A 20,560-nucleotide genomic window follows, 5' to 3' on the forward strand; every position below is an offset into this window, starting at 1 on the left:
GGGGTGGCCCCTAATTGTTGTTGGTCAGGCACTGTGAGTAATCTTGGATAATTGGTAAGACCAATTTACAAGCACTGTCGGCTAGGGTAAAAGCCTTGGTGGCGGTGTGTCAATTTGCCGCTCTGAAACTTTCGTCGAAGATGCGGTGCAGAGGGCAACTGATCCGCTTTGGCGAAGTGGTGTCTGGCAGGTGTCGGCGGCGCGCGGATAGGCCAGAATAGACACCCCGGCGAGCGGTCGGGATCGTGGAGAAATGAGTTATGGGCTTTGATCAGATACGTCAGCGCCGTTTGTCTGACGATATTGTCGAGCGCCTTGAGGGGATGATCCTCGAGGGCACGCTGAAGTCGGGCGAGCGGCTGCCGGCCGAGCGCACGCTGGCCGAACAATTTGGCGTATCACGCCCGTCGTTGCGCGAGGCGATTCAGAAACTCGCGGCCAAAGGTTTGCTGGTCAGTCGCCAGGGCGGCGGCAATTATGTGGTGGAGGGGCTCGGATCGACGTTCAGCGATCCGCTGCTGCAATTGCTTGAAAGCAATCCCGAAGCGCAACGTGATTTGCTCGAATTCCGGCACACCCTGGAGGCATCGTGCGCCTACTACGCCGCATTGCGCGCTACCGATGTCGATCGCGAGCGCCTGACCGCTGCGTTCGAGGAGTTGCAGGATTGCTACTCGCGCCATGAAGAAGTCAGCCGGGCGGAAGAGGGCGCGGCGGATGCGAAGTTTCATCTGGCGATTGCCGAGGCCAGCCATAACGCGGTGTTGCTGCATACGATTCGCGGACTGTTCGATCTGCTCAAGCGCAACGTCGTGACCAACATTGGTGGTATGTACAAACAGCGCACGGAAACCCGCGACATGCTGATCTCGCAGCATCGGGAATTGTATCTGGCGATTATCGAAGGGCGTGCCGAGCAGGCGCGGGAAGTGTCCAGCCGACATATTTTGTATGTGCAGGAGGTGCTGGAAGAGGTGCGTCAGGAGGTGCAGCGCATGGCTCGGGCGGAGCGGCGCAAGGGGATGTAGTCAGTTAGTTCTGCAAACGATCGTTCCCACGCAGAGCGTGGGAACGATCAGGGTGGAAAACTAATCTTCCTTGCCCTTGTTGCGCACCGCACGCTGTAATTCACGCCCGGCATCGCGCTCGCGCTCGGTGTCGCGCTTGTCGTATTCCTTCTTGCCCTTGCCCAGAGCGATTTCGCACTTGACCATGTGCTTGCTCCAGTACCAGGACAGGCAGACGCAGGCGTAACCCTTTTGCTGCACGGCGGCGGCAAGCTTGTCCAGCTCGCGGCGGTTGAGCAGCAGTTTGCGAGTGCGCACCGGGTCGGCGATGACGTGAGTGCTTGCGGTCATCAACGGCGTGATGTGGCTGCCGAGCAACCATGCTTCGCCATCCTTGAGCAGCACATAGCTGTCGACCAGCTGCAACTTGCTCGCCCGCAGACTTTTTACTTCCCAGCCGGCCAGGACCAGACCAGCCTCGAACTTGTGCTCGATGAAGTAATCGTGTCGCGCCTTTTTGTTCTGCGCGATGGTCCCTGTTGGGTGTTTCTTCTGTTTAGCCATAGGGGCGGCATTATATGGAGTTGTTCGGCTGTCGGCTACGGTGTTGCTGCGTGCTTGAGCAGGTTGAGTGAATCCCGGACAATGCGGCCTCTTTTTCTAACGCTTGGGCGTGATAAACGATGTCGACAGACAAGGTTTCTGTCCACGGCAGTTGGGCTAGCCGCTGGGTATTCATACTCGCCGCGACCGGTTCGGCCGTGGGACTGGGTAGTATCTGGAAGTTCCCCTACATGGTCGGGGTCTACGGCGGCGGCGCCTTTGTGCTGATGTTCCTGGCGTGCATCGCGCTCATCGGTGTCCCGGTCATGCTCGCGGAAACCCTGATCGGCCGGCGCGCCCGGCAAAGTCCGGCGAATGCCCTGAAGGTGCTGGCACTGGAAGCCGGGCACTCGGCCAAATGGTCGTGGGGCGCGTTCGCCGGGATGATTACGGCCCTGCTGATCCTGTCTTTCTACAGTGTGGTCGGCGGCTGGTCGCTGGATTACATCGTCGACATGGGCCGTGGCGATTTCCAGGGCGCGACGGCTGATCAGGTCGGCGCCTATTTCGGCAATGTCATCTCCAATCCATGGCGCCTGACACTTTGGCACACGATTTTCATGCTGCTGTCGGCCTTCGTGATCGCCAAAGGCGTGGTCGCCGGGCTTGAACGCAGCCTGCGAATCATGATGCCGCTGCTGTTCGTGATGATTCTGGTGCTGCTGGGCTACAGCATGACCACCGGGCATTTCATGGAAGGCGTGCATTTCATGTTCGACTTCCACCCGGAAAAAGTCCTCGACGGCCTGCTGCCAGCGATGGGGCACGCGTTCTTCTCGCTGAGCGTCGGCGTCGGCTCCATCATGATCTACGGCGCCTACATGCCGAAGAACACCTCGCTGTCGGGCACGGTGGTCGGTGTTGCGCTGTTGGATACTTTCGTATCGCTGGTGGCCGGTCTGGCATTGTTTCCAATTGTATTTGCTGCTGGTCTGAATCCAAGCGAAGGCCCGGGGCTGATGTTCGTCAGCCTGCCGTTTGCTTTTGGTAACGTCTTTTTCGGCCAGTTGATGGGCGTGGTGTTCTTTGTGCTGGTCGCGGTGGCTGCCTGGAGTTCGGCTATTTCGCTACTCGAACCGATGGTGGCTTACCTGGTTGAACGCACTAAAATCAGCCGCATCTGGGTGACGTTCTGGCTTGCGTTCACCTGCTGGTTCGTTGGTCTGGGCACGGTGTTTTCTTTCAATATCTGGAAGGAAGCCAAGTTTTTCGTGAACGAAGGCGGGGCGTTCAGCCTCTATCAATGGGGTGCGCAGAGCGGTCTCGACTTCTTCGGCGTGATCGATTTCTTCACCTCGCGGATCATGTTGCCCCTTGGTGGCTTGTGTTTCGTGCTGTTCGCGGGATGGGTAATGGGGCGTGAAGCGGTGCGGGATGAATTGTCCATCCGTAACCCGGTTCTATTTGCCCTGTCCCTGTTCTTGATGCGCTACGTGGCGCCTATCGGCATTCTTGTAGTCTTTGCCGCTCAGCTCTGGAAGTAACGCTTACATGACGACACATATCCAACGATCCGCGCTCCTGCCGTACCCGGCGCAGTTTCTCTACGACCTGGTCAACGACGTCGCGCGTTACCCGGAGTTTCTGCCGTGGTGCTCGGAGGCTGAAGTGCTGGAAAGCTCCCCGGAACACATGCGCGCCAGTGTCGGCGTGGCCAAAGGCGGCCTCAGTCAGCATTTCGTCACGCGCAATACGCTGGTGCCGGGGCAGTCGATCGAGATGAATCTTGAAGAAGGCCCGTTCACTCAGTTGCACGGCATCTGGGTATTCAAGGCGCTGAACGAAAAGGCCTGCAAGATCAGTCTGGATCTGTCGTTCGATTATGCCGGGCCGTTGGTGCGCGCTACGTTGGGCCCGCTGTTCAATCAGGCGGCTAACCAGCTGGTGGATGCTTTCTGCCAGCGCGCCAAGCAGATGCATGGTTAAGCCGGTGATCGAGATAGAAGTCGCGTACGCGGCGGTTGATCGCCAGGTTCTGCGTACGATCAGCGTTGCTGAGGGCGTTAGTGTTCGTGCTGCGGTGCACGAATCGGGCATCGCGGCAGAGTTTCCTGAGTTGAATCTTGCGGAGTGTCCGCTGGGGATTTTTGGCAAGGTCGTGGCTGACGCGGATTCTCGCCCTGTTCAGGCGGGCGACCGGATCGAACTTTATCGACCGCTGCTGGCTGATCCCAAAGAAGTTCGACGCTTGCGCGCGGCCAAGGCTGCCGAGGCTAAAGCACGCAATTCTTGAGCAGACCAAACTGCAGGCAATAAAAAACCCGGAATGTCCGGGTTTTTTATTGCCTCGCCTATTACTGCGGCGAGGTGTCCAGCGGCTCTGGTGTCGGAACCGGTACGGTTTCCACACCATCGACGTCCTTCTGGATCTGATCCAGCAAGGAGCCTGGTTTGGCTGGTTTTTCAGCTTCTGGCTTGTCGGCGTTTTCAGCAGGCGCGGTCACGGTAGTACCGCTGTCCTTGCCGAGAATGGCTTCATCACGGCTCACGCCGGGCATGAAGTCACCGGACAGGCTGACGAGCTGGTCGTTGGAGTTGAAGATAACGCTGATTCGTTCCTGCTGGCGTTCACCGCCACCCGGTTGCAGGCTGTACAGATAATCCCAGCGATCGGCATGGAACGTGTCGGCAAGCAGAGGGTTGCCCATGATAAACCGTACTTGCGGCCGGGTCATTCCCGGGCGTAACTGGTCTATCATGTCCTGCGTGACGACATTGCCCTGCTGGATGTCGATTTTGTAAACCCCGGGGAATGAACAACCGGCGAGTGCGAGCAGTCCCACAAAGGTGAAACTGGTTAGCAAGAGCTTGGTGTTTTGCATCGGTGGGCGACTTCCACTATCTTGGCTGGGACAACGTAAACGCCGATCATACCCGCATTAAGAGAAGCTGCGAAGCAGCATCGCGAGAAAGCTGACCATGGTTGAAAATAGCGAACTACGCAAAGCCGGCCTCAAAGTGACCCTGCCACGGGTCAAGATCCTGCAAATGCTCGACTCTACCGAGCAGCGTCACATGAGTGCCGAGGACGTCTACAAGGCGTTGATGGAAGCTGGTGAGGACGTCGGTCTGGCCACGGTTTACCGTGTACTGACCCAGTTCGAAGCGGCCGGCCTCGTGGTCCGCCACAACTTCGACGGCGGCCACGCGGTCTTCGAACTGGCTGACGGTGGCCACCACGACCATATGGTCAACGTGGAATCGGGTGAAGTGATCGAATTCTTCGACGAAGAAATCGAAAAGCTTCAGAAATCGATCGTCGAGAAGCATGGCTTCGAGATGGTTGATCACAACCTGGTGCTGTACGTACGCAAGAAAAAGTAAGCATGTCGCGCGAATTTCACATTCGCGAAACGAACGAAGGCGACCCAAGGGTCGCCTTCGTGCTTTCTGCTATTTGTTACGCCTTGGCGGTCACCACCATTTTTTTCGCGTGAGCCAGGGATTCCTTGGTCAGATCGATACCGCCGAGCATGCGCGCGACTTCTTCGATGCGCTCGTTCTTTGTGAGCTTGGCGACAGCGGTGTGAGTCGCCTTCTCGTCGCGAACCTTGTGCACGAACAGATGCTGATGCCCTTGCGCCGCCACTTGGGGCAAGTGCGTCACGGTCAGGACCTGGCCGCGATCACCGAGACGGCGCAGTAACTGGCCGACAATCTCGGCAGTCGGGCCGCCGATACCCACATCCACTTCGTCGAACACCAGCGTCGGCACGCGGGAGGTCTGGGCTGTAATGACCTGAATTGCCAGACTGATCCGCGATAGCTCACCGCCGGAGGCGACTTTTGCCAGCGCTTTGAGCGGTTGGCCGGGGTTGGCGCTGACCAGCAGTTCGACCTGTTCCAGACCATTCGGCAGCAACTCGTCGCTGCTGTTGGCTTTCAGTTCGATGGTAAAGCGGCCACCAGGCATGCCCAGGCGCTGGATTTCCTGCTCCACCGCACTGGCGAGGCTGCCGGCCGCCTGATGACGAAGGTCGCTCAGCTCGCGCGCTTTCTCTTGATAGTGGCGGGCGTAGGACGCCAGTTCTTCGCCCAGGCGTTCAATGGATTCATCGTTGGCGTTGAGAGTTTCGATTTCATCGAGCAGCTTCTGCTGCATCTCGCCGACTTCGGTCGGTTGAATCCGGTGTTTGCGCGCCAGGGTGTAGATCGCGTCGAGACGCTCTTCGAGGTATTGCAGGCGAGCCGGGTCGGCATCGAAGTTGTCGAGGAAGCGGTTGAGCTCGCCGACTGCTTCTTCCACCTGAATCTGCGCGCTGGTCAGCAGACTGCTGGCTTCACCGAGCGCCCCCACTGAGCTGTTCACGCTGGAAAGTCGATTTAGGCTGGCGGTCAGCGCATTCAGCACATTGCCGGAGTCGCTTTCGCTGCATTGCTCAACCACTTGCCGGCAAATGCCCAGCAAGGTTTCGGCGTTGGTCAGGTTCTTGTGTTCCTGCTCCAGTTGCTCCAGTTCGTTTTCGCCGAGACCGAGGTTTTCCAGTTCTTCGAGCTGATAGCTGAGCAGTTGATGGCGTGCGCGTTGTTCGTCGCCGGAGTTGGAAAGGCGCTCCAGTTCCTGGCGAGTCTGGCGCCAGCGCTGTGCGGCCAGTTGCACCTGACGCGCCAGATCGGTCGCGCCGGCGTATTCGTCGAGCAGGCGGCGATGGGTGTCGGTTTTCAGCAGCGATTGATGTTCGTGCTGGCTGTGGATATCGATCAGCAGCTCGCCGAGGGCTTTGAGGTCGCCAAGCGGGCAGGGCGTGCCGTTGATATATCCGCGCGAACGACCTTCCGAGGTGATGACCCGGCGCAGGATGCACGGCCCGTCGTTTTCCAGATCGCGCTCGGCCAGCCAAGCGCTGGCTTCAGGGATATCAGCGAGATCGAAGGTGGCGAGAATGTCGGCTTTATCAGCGCCCGGGCGAACCACGCCGCTGTCGGCGCGATCACCCAGGGTGAGGCCCAGGGCATCGAGCATGATCGACTTGCCGGCGCCGGTTTCCCCTGTGATCACGCTCATCCCGCGATCAAGTTCGAGATCGAGATGTTCAACGATGGCGTAGTTATGTACGGACAGGTGCACCAGCATAAAGGCAGCTCCCAGGCTTGAGGTCTGGTTATTTATACAGTGTTTTGTTCAGGGCTGACAATGCCCGCCCTTAGCTCGATTTGCTTGATCTCAGGGTTTTCTTAGCGCATTCAAGAATGAGTATTCAGCACTTTTTTGTAGGGACAATTGTTTTCAGCCCTTGAAGCCTGATTTTGCGGCCCCATATATCGGGGCAGAAGCGCGAGTCAGGCTCGCGGACGAAATTGAAAGGAGAATTCTATGGCTGACGAACAGACAGTAGATACGCAAAACCCAGATGCCAATCAGGCGCCCGAAGGTTCGGGTGACGACCTGGCGACCCGTGTGCAAGTGCTCGAAGAGCAATTGGCCGCCGCGCAGGATCAGTCTCTGCGTGTTGCTGCCGATCTGCAGAACGTTCGCCGCCGTGCCGAGCAGGACGTCGAGAAGGCGCACAAGTTTGCCCTTGAGAAATTTGCCAGCGACCTGTTGCCGATCGTCGACAGCCTGGAGCGCGGCCTTGAGCTGTCGAGCCCGGACGACGAAAGCATCCGCCCGATGCGCGAAGGCATCGAGCTGACCCTGAAAATGTTCCACGACACCCTCAAGCGCTACCAGCTTGAAGCGATCGATCCGCATGGCGAACCGTTCAACGCCGTTCACCATCAGGCGATGGCCATGCAGGAAAGTGCCGACGTCGAGCCGAACAGCGTGTTGAAGGTTTTCCAGAAGGGCTACCAGCTCAATGGTCGCCTGCTGCGCCCGGCGATGGTCGTGGTCAGCAAGGCGCCGGCACCGGTTTCGCCTTCGATTGACGAGCAGGCTTGAAATTAGCCGCAAGGCCCCCATTTAGAAGTCAAGCGTTTAAGTGCTACCGCAGTCAGCCACCACTGCTGCGGCAACAAAATCCAAAGTTTCGGGAGAGTGAACATGGGCAAAATTATCGGTATCGACCTGGGGACTACCAACTCCTGCGTCTCCGTGCTGGAAAACGGCAAAGCCAAAGTTATTGAAAACGCTGAAGGCGCGCGTACTACGCCGTCGATCATCGCTTACGCCAACGATGGCGAAATCCTGGTAGGTCAGTCGGCCAAGCGTCAGGCTGTCACCAACCCGCACAACACCCTGTACGCAGTAAAGCGTCTGATCGGTCGTCGTTTCGACGAAGAAGTTGTGCAGAAAGACATCCAGATGGTCCCTTACAAGATCGTCAAGGCTGACAACAACGACGCTTGGGTAGAAGTGAACGGCCAGAAAATGGCACCGCCACAAATCTCGGCTGAAATTCTGAAGAAGATGAAGAAGACCGCCGAAGACTACCTCGGCGAGGCAGTAACCGAAGCGGTGATCACCGTTCCGGCCTACTTCAACGACAGCCAGCGTCAGGCCACCAAAGACGCCGGCCGCATCGCTGGTCTGGACGTAAAACGTATCATCAACGAGCCAACCGCAGCTGCTCTGGCTTACGGTATGGACAAGGCCAAGGGCGATCACACCGTGATCGTTTATGACCTGGGTGGCGGTACCTTCGACGTATCCGTTATCGAAATCGCTGAAGTTGACGGCGAGCACCAGTTCGAAGTGTTGGCCACCAACGGTGACACCTTCCTCGGCGGTGAAGACTTCGACATTCGTCTGATCGACTACCTCGTCGACGAATTCAAGAAAGAAAGCGGCATGAACCTCAAAGGTGACCCGCTGGCCATGCAGCGCCTGAAAGAAGCCGCTGAGAAAGCCAAGATCGAGCTGTCGTCCGCTCAGTCGACCGACGTCAACCTGCCGTACATCACTGCAGACGCGACCGGTCCTAAGCACCTGAACGTGAAAATCTCCCGTGCCAAGCTCGAAGCACTGGTTGAAGACCTGGTTCAGCGCACCATCGAACCTTGCCGCATTGCCATGAAAGACGCCGGTATCGACGTCAGCGCGATCAACGACGTGATTCTGGTCGGTGGTCAGACTCGTATGCCGCTGGTACAGAAGCTGGTTACCGATTTCTTCGGTAAAGAAGCGCGTAAAGACGTCAACCCGGACGAAGCTGTTGCCATGGGTGCTGCGATTCAGGGCGCTGTTCTGGCCGGTGACGTGAAAGACGTGCTGCTGCTCGACGTCAGCCCGCTGACCCTGGGTATCGAAACCATGGGTGGCGTGATGACCGCGCTGATCGAGAAAAACACCACGATTCCTACCAAAAAATCGCAAGTGTTCTCGACTGCCGACGACAACCAGGGTGCTGTGACCATTCACGTTCTGCAGGGCGAGCGCAAGCAAGCTGCCCAGAACAAATCGCTGGGCAAGTTCGACCTGGCCGACATTCCACCAGCTCCACGTGGCGTGCCGCAGATTGAAGTGACCTTCGACATCGACGCCAACGGCATCCTGCATGTCGGCGCGAAGGACAAGGCTACCGGCAAGACCCAGTCGATCGTGATCAAGGCCAACTCCGGTCTGTCCGACGAAGAAATCGAGCGCATGGTGCGTGACGCCGAGGCGAATGCCGAGGAAGACCGTAAGTTCGAAGAGCTGGCCGCTGCCCGTAACCAGGGTGATGCACTGGTGCACTCGACTCGCAAGATGGTCGCTGACGCAGGCGACAAGGTCACCGCCGAAGAGAAGACTGCAATCGAAGCTGCAGTGGTTGCGCTGGAAGCCGCCGTCAAAGGCGACGACAAGGCAGCCATCGAAGCCAAGGTTGAAGAGCTGTCGAAAGTCTCCGCTCCGGTTGCTCAGAAGATGTACGCCGAACAGGCTCAGCCAGCTGATGGCGCAGCCCCGCAAGGCGAATCGGCTGAGAAGGCTGACGACGTTGTCGACGCCGAGTTCGAAGAAGTCAAAGACCACAAGTAAGTTGTTGGTCGCCCGGTTGACTGCCTTGCGGCGGTGACTGGTAGGATGTCGCCGCGCGGGAGCTTGCCTCCCGCGTTGGCGTATCTGGAATACGTGAATTTTTACAGCATGCGACACCGTTCGGATGTTGGCGGTATGGCCGGGAATGCTCCTGCTTTTCGCGCCGCAGATACCGCATCAATCAAGACCAGGATCGTTGAATTGACGTGAGTTGGGTCCGGGCCTTAATGGGGGCTCAACGAGTTTGGCGAGGCTCAGGAGGGGTTTGCCGAACGTCCTTAAGAGTGCAAAGAACTTATGGCAAAGCGTGACTATTACGAAGTGTTGGGTGTCGAGCGGGGCACGAGCGAAGCGGACCTGAAGAAGGCCTATCGCCGTCTGGCCATGAAGCACCACCCCGACCGTAATCCCGGCGACAAGGCTTCGGAAGAAGCATTCAAAGAGGCCAACGAGGCCTATGAAGTGTTGTCCGACGCCAGCAAGCGCGCGGCATACGATCAGTACGGTCATGCCGGCGTCGATCCGAGCATGGGCGGCGGCGGTGCCGGTTTCGGTGGCCAGAACTTCTCGGACATCTTCGGCGATGTCTTCAGTGATTTCTTCGGTGGCGGTCGCGGCGGTGCCCGTGGCGGCGCCCAGCGTGGCAGCGATCTGCGCTACACCCTGGAACTGAATCTGGAAGAAGCGGTGCGCGGCACGTCGGTGAATATCCGCGTTCCGACACTGGTCAACTGCAAGCCGTGCGATGGTTCCGGCGCCAAGAAAGGCTCGTCGCCGACGACGTGCCCGACCTGCGGCGGCATCGGTCAGGTGCGCATGCAGCAGGGCTTCTTCTCGGTGCAGCAGACCTGCCCGCGCTGCCATGGCCAGGGCAAGATCATTTCCGATCCTTGCGACTCCTGCCACGGCGACGGTCGTGTCGAAGAGTACAAAACCCTCTCGGTCAAAGTGCCTGCCGGTGTTGATACTGGCGACCGCATTCGTCTGTCCGGCGAAGGCGAGGCGGGTACCCAGGGCGGGCCGACTGGCGACCTGTACGTTGTGATCAATGTGCGCGAACACGACATCTTCCAGCGTGACGGCAAGCATCTGTTCTGCGAAGTGCCGATCAGCTTCGTCGACGCTGCACTGGGCGGCGAGCTGGAAATTCCGACCCTCGACGGTCGGGTCAAACTGAAAATCCCCGAAGGCACGCAGACCGGCAAGCAGTTCCGCGTGCGCGGTAAAGGCGTGGCGCCAGTGCGTGGCGGCGGTGCCGGCGACCTGATGTGCCGTGTCGCTGTGGAAACGCCGGTCAACCTCAACCGTCGTCAGCGTGAACTGCTGGAAGAATTCCGCAGCTCCCTGGCCGACGACAACAGCCACTCGCCGAAAACCACCGGTTGGTTCGACGGTGTGAAGCGTTTCTTCGGCGATTTGTAAGGAGTCGGCATGCGACGTATTGCAGTGATGGGCGCCGCCGGGCGCATGGGCAAGACCCTGATTGAAGCGGTGCAGCAGACGCCGGGCGCCGGTCTGACGGCGGCGGTCGATCGTCCCGACAGCACGCTGGTTGGCGCGGATGCCGGTGAGCTGGCAGCGCTGGGCCGTATCGGCGTGCCGCTGTCCGGTGATCTGGATCGTGTGGTCGAAGAGTTCGATGTGCTGATCGACTTCACTCACCCGACCGTGACCCTGAAGAATCTCGCGTTCTGCCGCAAACACGGCAAAGCGATGATCATCGGCACCACCGGTTTCAGTGTTGAAGAGAAGCAATTGCTGGCCGAGGCGGGCAAGGACATTCCGATCGTCTTCGCCGCCAACTTCAGCGTCGGCGTCAACCTCTGCCTGAAGTTGCTCGACACCGCTGCGCGCGTGCTGGGCGACGATGTCGATATCGAGATCATGGAAGCCCATCACCGCCACAAGGTCGATGCTCCGTCAGGTACGGCTGTGCGCATGGGTGAAGTGATTGCCGATGCCCTGGGGCGTGATCTGAAGAAGGTCGCGGTCTACGGTCGTGAAGGCCAGACCGGTGCTCGGGAGCGTGAAACCATTGGTTTCGCCACCGTGCGTGCTGGCGACACCGTTGGTGATCACACCGTGCTGTTCGCTGCCGATGGCGAGCGCGTCGAGATCACCCACAAGGCATCGAGCCGCATGACCTTCGCCAAGGGCGCGGTGCGTGCGGCGCTGTGGCTGGACGGTCGCGAGCCGGGCCTGTACGACATGCAAGACGTGCTCGACCTGCGTTGAGTCGTTGCTGAACCCGGCGCAAACGTCCCGTTTTGCGCCGGTTTTTACCGCTTGGCGACGACCTGTCGCATTCTCCGGCCTTTAAGGCTCTTTAGCGGTGGACCAAAAACGCCCTTTTCTGTAAGCTACAGCTTTAGTGTGTCCACTAAAAGCGCGCAGAATAATTTCAGTGAAGAAGCGGGGTGACGTGTCCATACGTCACTCCGCTTTTTTACAACCTGCGATTGCCCTTTCATGCGTTATTTACGGGAGGTCTTCTTGACTAAGCCAGCCATACTCGCCCTTGCTGATGGCAGCATTTTTCGCGGCGAAGCCATTGGAGCCGACGGTCAGACCGTTGGTGAGGTGGTGTTCAACACCGCAATGACCGGCTATCAGGAAATCCTTACCGATCCTTCCTACGCCCAACAGATCGTTACCCTGACTTATCCGCACATCGGCAACACCGGCACCACGCCGGAAGATGCCGAGTCCGACCGCGTCTGGTCCGCTGGCCTGGTCATCCGTGACCTGCCGCTGGTAGCGAGCAACTGGCGTAACACGATGTCCCTGTCCGATTACCTGAAAGCCAACAACGTGGTGGCAATCGCCGGTATCGACACCCGTCGCCTGACCCGCATCCTGCGTGAAAAAGGCGCTCAGAACGGCTGCATCATGGCCGGCGACAACATCTCCGAAGAAGCGGCCATCGCCGCTGCGCAAGGCTTCCCGGGCCTGAAGGGCATGGATCTGGCGAAAGTCGTCAGCACCAAGACCCAATACGAATGGCGCTCGACTGTCTGGGATCTGAAAACCGACAGCCACGCGACCATCGAAGCTTCCGAGCTGCCATATCACGTGGTCGCCTACGACTACGGCGTCAAGGTCAACATCCTGCGCATGCTGGTAGAGCGCGGCTGCCGCGTCACCGTAGTGCCTGCGCAGACTCCAGCCGCCGATGTGCTGGCGCTGAAGCCGGACGGCGTGTTCCTGTCCAACGGCCCTGGTGATCCGGAGCCATGCGACTACGCGATCCAGGCGATCAAGGAAGTCCTGGAAACCGAGACGCCGGTATTCGGCATCTGCCTCGGCCACCAGTTGCTGGCTCTGGCCTCCGGCGCCAAGACCCTGAAAATGGGCCACGGCCACCACGGTGCCAACCACCCGGTGCAGGATCTGGACACAGGCGTGGTGATGATCACCAGCCAGAACCACGGTTTTGCGGTAGACGAAGCCACACTGCCAGCCAACGTGCGCGCGATCCACAAATCGCTGTTCGACGGCACCCTGCAAGGCATCGAGCGCACCGACAAGAGCGCGTTCAGCTTCCAGGGTCACCCTGAAGCGAGCCCGGGCCCGAACGATGTCGCGCCACTGTTCGACCGCTTCATCAACGAGATGGTCAAGCGACGCTAAGCGTTCGCCTTGAGACTGTAGAGAGAAGGCCTCGAGGGCGGCCCCGGTTCCGGCGGCCCCCTCGGGACTTCAGAAATCGATCAAGACGGCTTGCCGACTGACCTGCGGATTTGAGTGACAAACCATGCCAAAACGTACAGACATTAAAAGCATCCTGATTCTCGGCGCTGGCCCGATCGTGATCGGCCAGGCCTGCGAATTCGACTACTCCGGCGCCCAGGCCTGCAAAGCCCTGCGCGAAGAGGGTTACCGCGTCATCCTGGTGAACTCCAACCCGGCCACCATCATGACCGACCCGGACATGGCCGACGCCACCTACATCGAACCGATCAAGTGGCAGACCGTGGCCAAGATCATCGAAAAAGAGCGTCCGGACGCCGTACTGCCAACCATGGGTGGCCAGACCGCTCTGAACTGCGCTCTGGACTTGGAGCGCGAAGGCGTTCTCGAGAAGTTCGGCGTAGAGATGATCGGTGCCAACGCCGACACCATCGACAAGGCTGAAGACCGTTCGCGTTTCGACAAGGCGATGAAATCCATCGGCCTGGCGTGCCCGCGTTCCGGCATCGCCCACAGCATGGAAGAAGCCAACGCGGTCCTCGAAACCCTCGGTTTCCCGTGCATCATCCGTCCGTCCTTCACCATGGGCGGCACCGGTGGTGGTATCGCTTACAACCGTGAAGAGTTCGAAGAAATCTGCGCCCGTGGTCTGGACCTGTCGCCGACCAAAGAGCTGCTGATCGACGAATCGCTGATCGGCTGGAAAGAATATGAAATGGAAGTTGTCCGCGACAAAAAGGACAACTGCATCATCGTCTGCTCGATCGAAAACTTCGACCCGATGGGCGTGCACACCGGCGACTCGATCACCGTAGCTCCAGCCCAGACGCTGACCGACAAGGAATACCAGATCCTGCGTAACGCCTCGCTGGCGGTACTGCGCGAGATCGGCGTCGAGACCGGTGGTTCCAACGTTCAATTCGGTATCTGCCCGAACACTGGCCGTATGGTCGTGATCGAAATGAACCCGCGTGTTTCGCGTTCCTCGGCACTGGCTTCGAAAGCCACCGGTTTCCCGATCGCCAAGGTCGCGGCCAAGCTGGCTGTGGGTTACACCCTTGATGAGCTGTCGAACGACATCACCGGCGGCAAGACCCCGGCGTCCTTCGAACCGTCGATCGACTACGTTGTCACCAAGCTGCCACGCTTCGCCTTCGAGAAATTCGCCAAGGCTGACGCGCGCCTGACCACGCAAATGAAGTCGGTCGGTGAAGTCATGGCCATCGGCCGGACCTTCCAGGAATCCCTGCAGAAAGCTCTGCGCGGTCTGGAAGTCGGCGTTTGCGGTCTGGACGAGAAGCTCGATCTGAGCAACCCGGACAGCATGAGCGTGCTCAAGCGTGAACTGACCGTGCCGGGCGCCGAGCGTATCTGGTACGTGGCGGACGCCTTCCGCGCCGGTCTGTCGGTCGAAGACATCTTCGGCATGAACATGATCGACCCTTGGTTCCTGGTGCAGATCGAAGACCTGATCAAGGACGAAGAGAAGGTCAAGACCCTCGGTCTGTCCTCGATCGACCGCGACCTGATGTTCAAGCTCAAGCGCAAAGGCTTCTCCGATCAGCGTCTGGCCAAGCTGCTGGGCGTGACCGAGAAAAACCTGCGCACGCATCGTCAGAAGCTGGAAGTGTTCCCGGTCTACAAGCGCGTTGACACCTGCGCCGCCGAGTTCGCTACCGACACCGCTTACCTGTACTCGACCTACGAGGAAGAGTGCGAGGCAGCACCGTCGGGTCGCGACAAGATCATGATTCTGGGCGGCGGTCCGAACCGTATCGGCCAGGGCATCGAGTTCGACTACTGCTGCGTTCACGCTGCGCTCGCCCTGCGCGAAGACGGCTACGAAACCATCATGGTCAACTGCAACCCGGAAACCGTTTCCACCGACTACGACACTTCCGACCGTCTGTACTTCGAGCCGGTAACCCTGGAAGACGTACTGGAAATCTGCCGCGTCGAGAAGCCGAAAGGCGTGATCGTCCAGTACGGCGGCCAGACTCCGCTGAAACTGGCTCGCGCCCTGGAAGCTGCTGGCGTGCCGATCATCGGCACCAGCCCTGACGCTATCGACCGCGCTGAAGACCGCGAGCGCTTCCAGCAAATGGTCGAGCGCCTGAACCTGCGTCAGCCGCCAAACGCCACCGTGCGCAGCGAAGACGAAGCGGTTCGTGCTGCCGCGAAGATCGGTTATCCGCTGGTGGTGCGCCCGTCCTACGTGTTGGGCGGCCGTGCGATGGAAATCGTTTACAAGGAAGACGAACTCAAGCGCTATCTGCGTGACGCGGTACAAGTGTCCAACGACAGCCCGGTGCTGCTCGACCACTTCCTCAACTGCGCCATCGAAATGGACGTGGATGCGGTCTGCGACGGCAAAGATGTAGTGATCGGCGCGATCATGCAGCACATCGAACAGGCGGGCGTTCACTCCGGTGACTCCGCATGCTCGCTGCCGCCGTACTCGCTGCCGGCACACATCCAGGACGAGATGCGCGAACAGGTCAAGAAAATGGCTCTGGAACTGGGCGTTGTCGGCCTGATGAACGTGCAGTTGGCTTTGCAGGGCGAAGACATCTACGTCATCGAAGTCAACCCGCGCGCCTCGCGTACCGTACCGTTCGTTTCCAAGTGCATCGGTGTTTCCCTGGCCATGATCGCTGCGCGCGTGATGGCCGGTAAGACCCTGAAGGAAATCGGCTTCACCAAAGAAATCATCCCGAACTTCTACAGCGTGAAAGAGGCGGTGTTCCCGTTCGCCAAGTTCCCTGGCGTTGACCCGATCCTCGGCCCAGAGATGAAGTCGACCGGTGAAGTGATGGGCGTCGGCGACACCTTCGGCGAAGCATTCGCCAAGGCGCAGATGGGCGCCAGCGAAGTGCTGCCGACCGGCGGTACCGCGTTCATCAGCGTGCGCGATGACGACAAGCCACTGGTTGCAGGCGTGGCCCGTGATCTGATCAACTTGGGCTTCGAAGTGGTCGCCACTGCCGGCACTGCCAAGCTGATCGAAGCCGCAGGTCTGAAAGTGCGCCGCGTGAACAAGGTGACCGAGGGTCGTCCACACGTGGTCGACATGATCAAAAATGACGAAGTCACGCTGATCATCAACACCACCGAAGGTCGTCAGTCGATCGCCGATTCGTACTCCATTCGTCGCAACGCCCTGCAGCACAAGATCTACTGCACCACCACTATTGCTGCGGGCGAAGCGATCTGCGAAGCGCTGAAGTTCGGTCCGGAAAAGACCGTGCGCCGCTTGCAGGATCTACACGCAGGATTGAAGGCATGAGCATAACCAAGTACCCAATGACTGTTCAGGGCGCTCGCGCCCTGGAAGAGGAGTATGCTCACCTGACCAAGGTCGTCCGTCCGAAGCTCAGCCAGGACATCGGTACGGCCCGCGAGTTGGGTGACTTGAAGGAAAACGCTGAATACCATGCTGCCCGCGAACAGCAAGGCATGGTCGAAGCGCGTATTCGTGACATCGAGGGCCGGATTCAGAATCAGGTCATCATCGATGTCACGACCATTCCTCATACCGGCAAAGTGATTTTCGGTACCACCGTCGAGATCGCCAACGTCGAGACTGATGAAAGCGTCACTTACCACATCGTGGGTGAGGATGAGGCTGACTTCAAACTCGGCAAGATCTCCGTCGGCTCGCCGCTGGCCCGCGCCTTGATTGGCAAGGAAGAGGGTGACGTCGTCGCCGTCAAAACGCCGAGCGGCGTGATCGAGTACGAGATTGTCGAAGTTCGTCACATCTGAAAGAAGGCGCCCGCTGCATGCGGGCGCCATGCTTTGGCAACTGACCCAGATGCTTTGGGTCGGTGGCCTATGGTTGATTCATATCGGTTTGCAGCCGGCGTTGGGCCAGATCGGCCTGGCGCCGCTGTTGATCGACGAAGTCGCCAGTGCATTCGAAGTGCTGGTGGTGGGGTTCGCCGCTCTGTGCGTGATCTTTCAGGCTTTGGTGCTGGTACAGGCCGAGGGCCTTGGCAGTCTATGGCGGGATTTTCGCGGGCAGGTGCTGTTGATGGCGTTGTACGCGTGCGCGATGTATGTCGCTGTGCGTGTCGGCTGGCCGGATGCGCAGCGCTGGCAGGTATTCAGTTATCTGGTGCTGGGATTTTCCGGGTTGGTGCTGGTCATGCAGCCGGTGCCGGGATGGAGTGGCAGGGTGCGCGAAGCACACCCTTGACCCTGCGCATCACTTGAAGCGATGAACGTTCGACAGCTGCTTGTTGGCGCTGAAGTTCTTGCGGTAGACCAGAGCCATCTTGCCGATGACCTGAACCAGGTCCGCTTTGCCGACCTTGCACAGCTCGGCGATGTGCGCCAGGCGCGACTCGCGATCGAGGATGTTGAGCTTGATCTTGATCAGCTCGTGATCCGCCAGGGCGCGTTCAAGCTCGGCTAAGACACCTTCAGTCAAACCGTTGTCCGCCACCGTCAACACTGGTTTGAGGTGGTGGCCGATGGATTTGTACTGTTTCTTCTGCTCTGGAGTGAGCGGCATAATCTGACCCTTTCGTCTGGATTCTGTAAAATGGCGGCCATTTTACCCGAGGGTTCGTGGATCCGCCCAACTAATCACGACCCTAATCATCGAGGTGCCCAATGGCGCGTTCCAAGACAAGCCTTGGTTGGCTGAAAAGACATGTCAACGATCCTTATGTGAAGCAGGCGCAGAAGGATGGCTACCGCTCGCGTGCAAGTTACAAGCTGCTGGAGATCCAGGAAAAATACAAACTCATCCGTCCGGGCATGAGCGTGGTCGACCTCGGCGCGGCGCCGGGTGGCTGGTCGCAGGTCACCAGTCGACTGATCGGTGGCCAGGGGCGTCTGATCGCTTCTGACATTCTTGAAATGGACGGCATTCCGGACGTGACCTTCATTCAAGGTGACTTCACTGAGGACTCGGTGCTGGCTCAAATCCTTGAGGCCGTGGGTAATTCGCAGGTTGACCTTGTGATTTCCGATATGGCCCCCAATATGAGTGGTACGCCCGAAGTGGATATGCCCAAGGCCATGTTCCTCTGTGAGCTGGCTCTGGACCTGGCGGAACGGATCCTCAAGCCGGGTGGCAATTTCGTCATCAAGATTTTTCAGGGCGAAGGGTTTGACGTTTATCTGAAGGACGCTCGGAAGAAATTCGACAAGATCCAGATGATCAAGCCAGACTCTTCCCGTGGCAGCTCCCGTGAGCAGTACATGCTGGCCTGGGGTTATCGCGGCGGTGATGCGTAAAACAAGGTTTTTCGGCGGGGCGATAGGTTTTTCATATTTCGCTCCGCAGGCATAAGCGAATATTGTGTAGAAAGTGTTTCACAAAGGGTTACAGACGGCGCCTGCCAGAGTTGTAGGTAATGTAGTAAGTTAGGCCGGTGAATATCATGCGAAGCGCGCGCCAGTAGCGGAGCTTGCTTCAGAGGGTAGTTAATTGAACGATATGGCAAAGAATCTGATCCTGTGGTTGATCATCGCGGCAGTCTTGGTGACGGTGATGAACAACTTCTCCAGCCCTAACGAGCCGCAGACCCTCAACTATTCCGACTTCATCCAGCAGGTCAAGGATGGCAAGGTCGAGCGCGTAGCCGTTGACGGCTATGTGATTACCGGCAAGCGCACCGATGGCGACAGCTTCAAGACCATTCGTCCGGCAATTCAGGACAATGGCCTGATCGGCGATCTGGTCGACAATCATGTTGTGGTTGAAGGCAAGCAGCCTGAACAGCAAAGCATCTGGACTCAGCTCCTGGTGGCCAGCTTCCCGATCCTGGTGATCATCGCGGTGTTCATGTTCTTCATGCGCCAGATGCAGGGCGGCGCCGGTGGCAAGGGCGGGCCGATGAGCTTCGGCAAGAGCAAGGCACGCCTGCTGTCCGAAGATCAGGTGAAAACCACTTTGGCTGACGTTGCCGGTTGCGACGAAGCCAAAGAAGAAGTCGGCGAGCTGGTCGAGTTCCTGCGTGATCCGGGCAAGTTCCAGCGTCTGGGCGGTCGTATCCCGCGCGGCGTACTGATGGTCGGCCCGCCGGGTACCGGTAAAACCTTGCTGGCCAAGGCGATTGCCGGCGAAGCGAAAGTGCCATTCTTCACCATCTCCGGTTCCGACTTTGTCGAAATGTTCGTCGGTGTCGGCGCCAGCCGCGTCCGCGACATGTTCGAGCAGGCCAAGAAGCACGCCCCTTGCATCATCTTCATCGACGAAATCGATGCCGTGGGTCGCCATCGTGGTGCCGGCATGGGTGGCGGTCACGACGAACGTGAGCAGACTCTCAACCAGTTGCTGGTAGAGATGGACGGCTTCGAAATGAATGACGGCATCATCGTGATTGCTGCGACCAACCGTCCGGACGTACTCGACCCTGCGCTGCTGCGTCCGGGCCGTTTCGACCGTCAGGTGGTGGTTGGCTTGCCGGATATTCGTGGTCGCGAGCAGATTCTGAAAGTGCACATGCGTAAAGTGCCAATGGGCGACGACGTTGCTCCGGCAGTGATCGCACGTGGTACTCCTGGCTTCTCCGGTGCTGACCTGGCCAACTTGGTCAACGAAGCGTCGTTGTTCGCTGCTCGTAGCGGCAAACGCATCGTCGAGATGAAAGAGTTCGAACTGGCGAAAGACAAGATCATGATGGGCGCCGAGCGCAAATCCATGGTCATGTCCGAGAAAGAAAAGCAGAACACTGCTTACCACGAAGCCGGCCACGCCATCGTTGGTCGCGTCGTGCCTGAGCATGATCCGGTCTACAAGGTGTCGATCATCCCGCGCGGTCGTGCGCTGGGTGTGACCATGTTCCTCCCGGAAGAAGATCGTTACAGCCTGTCCAAACGTGCGCTGATCAGCCAGATCTGCTCGTTGTACGGTGGCCGTATCGCAGAAGAAATGACCCTGGGCTTTGACGGTGTAACCACCGGCGCGTCCAACGACATCATGCGTGCAAGTCAGATTGCCCGGAACATGGTGACGAAATGGGGCTTGTCGGAAAAACTCGGTCCGCTGATGTATGCCGAAGAAGAGGGCGAAGTGTTCCTCGGTCGCGGCGGTGGCGGCCAGGCTGCCAGCTTCTCCGGTGAGACCGCCAAGCTGATCGACTCCGAAGTGCGCAGTATCATTGATCAGTGCTACGGCACCGCCAAGCAGATCCTCACGGATAACCGTGACAAACTGGATGCCATGGCTGATGCGCTGATGAAGTACGAAACCATCGATGCCGAGCAGATCGACGACATCATGGCGGGTCGCACGCCTCGCGAACCTCGCGACTGGTCGGGTGGCACCGGTACGCCTCCGCCGCCTGTCGTGCAGGACGAGCGTCCGGAAAAACCAATTGGCGGTCCGGCTGCTGACGTTTAAGGC

19 protein-coding genes are annotated in these 20,560 nt (G+C 58.8%); 15 read left to right on the forward strand and 4 right to left on the reverse strand.

The genetic code is table 11. From position 1 onward, the window contains the following. The first annotated feature begins 260 nt into the window (after positions 1–260). Positions 261–1,028, forward strand: a complete 768-nt coding sequence (locus tag AAEZ10_RS19005; RefSeq protein ID WP_016771775.1) for an FCD domain-containing protein — start codon at positions 261–263, stop codon at positions 1,026–1,028. Positions 1,029–1,088: 60 nt separating this feature from the next. On the opposite strand, the gene smpB is transcribed toward AAEZ10_RS19005, so the two are convergent. Beyond that, positions 1,089–1,571 carry an SsrA-binding protein SmpB gene (gene smpB, locus AAEZ10_RS19010; protein ID WP_007953781.1) on the reverse strand — a complete coding sequence of 161 codons (483 nt, stop codon included), beginning with the start codon at positions 1,569–1,571 and terminating at the stop codon, positions 1,089–1,091. A 119-nt stretch (positions 1,572–1,690) separates the two neighbouring features. Between smpB and AAEZ10_RS19015 the strand changes: the two genes are divergently transcribed. The 3 genes from AAEZ10_RS19015 to AAEZ10_RS19025 are packed head-to-tail and all read left to right on the forward strand — an operon-like array spanning position 1,691 to position 3,843. Next, positions 1,691–3,094 carry a sodium-dependent transporter gene (locus tag AAEZ10_RS19015; RefSeq protein WP_016771774.1) on the forward strand — a complete coding sequence of 468 codons (1,404 nt, stop codon included), beginning with the start codon at positions 1,691–1,693 and terminating at the stop codon, positions 3,092–3,094. A 7-nt stretch (positions 3,095–3,101) separates the two neighbouring features. Continuing rightward, positions 3,102–3,536 (forward strand): type II toxin-antitoxin system RatA family toxin, encoded by a 435-nt coding sequence (locus AAEZ10_RS19020; RefSeq protein ID WP_016771773.1) that lies wholly within the window; start codon positions 3,102–3,104, stop codon positions 3,534–3,536. Further along, positions 3,529–3,843, forward strand: a complete 315-nt coding sequence (locus tag AAEZ10_RS19025; protein ID WP_207809255.1) for an RnfH family protein — start codon at positions 3,529–3,531, stop codon at positions 3,841–3,843. The genes AAEZ10_RS19020 and AAEZ10_RS19025 overlap by 8 nt, the downstream gene beginning before the upstream one ends. Before the next feature lie 61 nt (positions 3,844–3,904). Here AAEZ10_RS19025 and AAEZ10_RS19030 read toward each other — a convergent pair whose 3' ends face one another. Then, positions 3,905–4,432: an outer membrane protein assembly factor BamE gene (locus tag AAEZ10_RS19030; RefSeq protein ID WP_016771771.1), complete on the reverse strand. Its 528-nt coding sequence runs from the start codon at positions 4,430–4,432 to the stop codon at positions 3,905–3,907. Between the two features lie 97 nt (positions 4,433–4,529). On the opposite strand from AAEZ10_RS19030, the gene fur reads away from it, so the two are divergent. Then, positions 4,530–4,934 (forward strand): ferric iron uptake transcriptional regulator, encoded by a 405-nt coding sequence (fur, locus tag AAEZ10_RS19035; RefSeq protein ID WP_016771770.1) that lies wholly within the window; start codon positions 4,530–4,532, stop codon positions 4,932–4,934. A 76-nt stretch (positions 4,935–5,010) separates the two neighbouring features. Here fur and recN read toward each other — a convergent pair whose 3' ends face one another. Then, the gene (gene recN / locus AAEZ10_RS19040; protein ID WP_016771769.1) at positions 5,011–6,684 is read right to left on the reverse strand and encodes a DNA repair protein RecN; all 1,674 of its coding nucleotides are present in this window, start codon (positions 6,682–6,684) and stop codon (positions 5,011–5,013) included. 240 nt (positions 6,685–6,924) lie between these two features. Here recN and grpE point away from each other — a divergent pair, with 240 nt between their 5' ends. From grpE to AAEZ10_RS19080, 8 genes are all read left to right on the forward strand, one after another. Further along, positions 6,925–7,491, forward strand: coding sequence for a nucleotide exchange factor GrpE (gene grpE, locus AAEZ10_RS19045; RefSeq protein ID WP_039759570.1), 567 nt, complete (start codon positions 6,925–6,927; stop codon positions 7,489–7,491). A 102-nt stretch (positions 7,492–7,593) separates the two neighbouring features. Further along, complete coding sequence (gene dnaK / locus AAEZ10_RS19050) at positions 7,594–9,510, forward strand: molecular chaperone DnaK (RefSeq protein WP_024011565.1); 1,917 nt, start codon at positions 7,594–7,596, stop codon at positions 9,508–9,510. Positions 9,511–9,807: 297 nt separating this feature from the next. Then, positions 9,808–10,932, forward strand: a complete 1,125-nt coding sequence (dnaJ, locus tag AAEZ10_RS19055) for a molecular chaperone DnaJ (RefSeq protein ID WP_016771767.1) — start codon at positions 9,808–9,810, stop codon at positions 10,930–10,932. 9 nt (positions 10,933–10,941) lie between these two features. Continuing rightward, the gene (gene dapB / locus AAEZ10_RS19060) at positions 10,942–11,745 is read left to right on the forward strand and encodes a 4-hydroxy-tetrahydrodipicolinate reductase (protein ID WP_350570505.1); all 804 of its coding nucleotides are present in this window, start codon (positions 10,942–10,944) and stop codon (positions 11,743–11,745) included. Between the two features lie 258 nt (positions 11,746–12,003). Then, positions 12,004–13,140 carry a glutamine-hydrolyzing carbamoyl-phosphate synthase small subunit gene (gene carA / locus AAEZ10_RS19065; protein ID WP_273527925.1) on the forward strand — a complete coding sequence of 379 codons (1,137 nt, stop codon included), beginning with the start codon at positions 12,004–12,006 and terminating at the stop codon, positions 13,138–13,140. Positions 13,141–13,264: 124 nt separating this feature from the next. Beyond that, positions 13,265–16,486, forward strand: coding sequence for a carbamoyl-phosphate synthase large subunit (gene carB, locus AAEZ10_RS19070; protein WP_016771764.1), 3,222 nt, complete (start codon positions 13,265–13,267; stop codon positions 16,484–16,486). Positions 16,487–16,488: 2 nt separating this feature from the next. Next, on the forward strand, positions 16,489–16,965 hold the full coding sequence (gene greA / locus AAEZ10_RS19075) for a transcription elongation factor GreA (RefSeq protein WP_350570574.1): 477 nt from the start codon (positions 16,489–16,491) through the stop codon (positions 16,963–16,965). A gap of 28 nt (positions 16,966–16,993) precedes the next feature. Next, positions 16,994–17,398: a hypothetical protein gene (locus AAEZ10_RS19080; RefSeq protein WP_016771762.1), complete on the forward strand. Its 405-nt coding sequence runs from the start codon at positions 16,994–16,996 to the stop codon at positions 17,396–17,398. Between the two features lie 9 nt (positions 17,399–17,407). On the opposite strand, the gene AAEZ10_RS19085 is transcribed toward AAEZ10_RS19080, so the two are convergent. After that, positions 17,408–17,716 (reverse strand): YhbY family RNA-binding protein, encoded by a 309-nt coding sequence (locus AAEZ10_RS19085; protein WP_016771761.1) that lies wholly within the window; start codon positions 17,714–17,716, stop codon positions 17,408–17,410. A 101-nt stretch (positions 17,717–17,817) separates the two neighbouring features. Between AAEZ10_RS19085 and rlmE the strand changes: the two genes are divergently transcribed. Both rlmE and ftsH read left to right on the forward strand, forming a co-directional pair. Then, positions 17,818–18,447 (forward strand): 23S rRNA (uridine(2552)-2'-O)-methyltransferase RlmE, encoded by a 630-nt coding sequence (gene rlmE, locus AAEZ10_RS19090; RefSeq protein WP_056782866.1) that lies wholly within the window; start codon positions 17,818–17,820, stop codon positions 18,445–18,447. A 202-nt stretch (positions 18,448–18,649) separates the two neighbouring features. After that, positions 18,650–20,557: an ATP-dependent zinc metalloprotease FtsH gene (ftsH, locus tag AAEZ10_RS19095; protein WP_016771759.1), complete on the forward strand. Its 1,908-nt coding sequence runs from the start codon at positions 18,650–18,652 to the stop codon at positions 20,555–20,557. Positions 20,558–20,560 lie beyond the last annotated feature (3 nt).

The sequence above is a fragment of the Pseudomonas sp. H26/SER47-MNA-CIBAN-0231 genome (assembly GCF_040310465.1).
In the GTDB taxonomy this organism is placed as follows: Bacteria; Pseudomonadota; Gammaproteobacteria; order Pseudomonadales; family Pseudomonadaceae; genus Aquipseudomonas; species Aquipseudomonas atacamensis.

What these genes read in the sequence shown, in the direction of transcription:
- recN (WP_016771769.1), bottom strand. Translation starts at nt 6,684, where the DNA reads ATGCTGGTGCACCTGTCCGTACATAACTACGCCATCGTTGAACATCTC.
- dnaK (WP_024011565.1), top strand. Translation starts at nt 7,594, where the DNA reads ATGGGCAAAATTATCGGTATCGACCTGGGGACTACCAACTCCTGCGTC.
- fur (WP_016771770.1), top strand. Translation starts at nt 4,530, where the DNA reads ATGGTTGAAAATAGCGAACTACGCAAAGCCGGCCTCAAAGTGACCCTG.
- smpB (WP_007953781.1), bottom strand. Translation starts at nt 1,571, where the DNA reads ATGGCTAAACAGAAGAAACACCCAACAGGGACCATCGCGCAGAACAAA.
- AAEZ10_RS19085 (WP_016771761.1), bottom strand. Translation starts at nt 17,716, where the DNA reads ATGCCGCTCACTCCAGAGCAGAAGAAACAGTACAAATCCATCGGCCAC.
- grpE (WP_039759570.1), top strand. Translation starts at nt 6,925, where the DNA reads ATGGCTGACGAACAGACAGTAGATACGCAAAACCCAGATGCCAATCAG.
- AAEZ10_RS19030 (WP_016771771.1), bottom strand. Translation starts at nt 4,432, where the DNA reads ATGCAAAACACCAAGCTCTTGCTAACCAGTTTCACCTTTGTGGGACTG.
- AAEZ10_RS19015 (WP_016771774.1), top strand. Translation starts at nt 1,691, where the DNA reads ATGTCGACAGACAAGGTTTCTGTCCACGGCAGTTGGGCTAGCCGCTGG.
- ftsH (WP_016771759.1), top strand. Translation starts at nt 18,650, where the DNA reads ATGGCAAAGAATCTGATCCTGTGGTTGATCATCGCGGCAGTCTTGGTG.
- AAEZ10_RS19020 (WP_016771773.1), top strand. Translation starts at nt 3,102, where the DNA reads ATGACGACACATATCCAACGATCCGCGCTCCTGCCGTACCCGGCGCAG.
- carB (WP_016771764.1), top strand. Translation starts at nt 13,265, where the DNA reads ATGCCAAAACGTACAGACATTAAAAGCATCCTGATTCTCGGCGCTGGC.
- dapB (WP_350570505.1), top strand. Translation starts at nt 10,942, where the DNA reads ATGCGACGTATTGCAGTGATGGGCGCCGCCGGGCGCATGGGCAAGACC.
- AAEZ10_RS19080 (WP_016771762.1), top strand. Translation starts at nt 16,994, where the DNA reads ATGCTTTGGCAACTGACCCAGATGCTTTGGGTCGGTGGCCTATGGTTG.
- rlmE (WP_056782866.1), top strand. Translation starts at nt 17,818, where the DNA reads ATGGCGCGTTCCAAGACAAGCCTTGGTTGGCTGAAAAGACATGTCAAC.
- dnaJ (WP_016771767.1), top strand. Translation starts at nt 9,808, where the DNA reads ATGGCAAAGCGTGACTATTACGAAGTGTTGGGTGTCGAGCGGGGCACG.
- AAEZ10_RS19005 (WP_016771775.1), top strand. Translation starts at nt 261, where the DNA reads ATGGGCTTTGATCAGATACGTCAGCGCCGTTTGTCTGACGATATTGTC.
- AAEZ10_RS19025 (WP_207809255.1), top strand. Translation starts at nt 3,529, where the DNA reads ATGGTTAAGCCGGTGATCGAGATAGAAGTCGCGTACGCGGCGGTTGAT.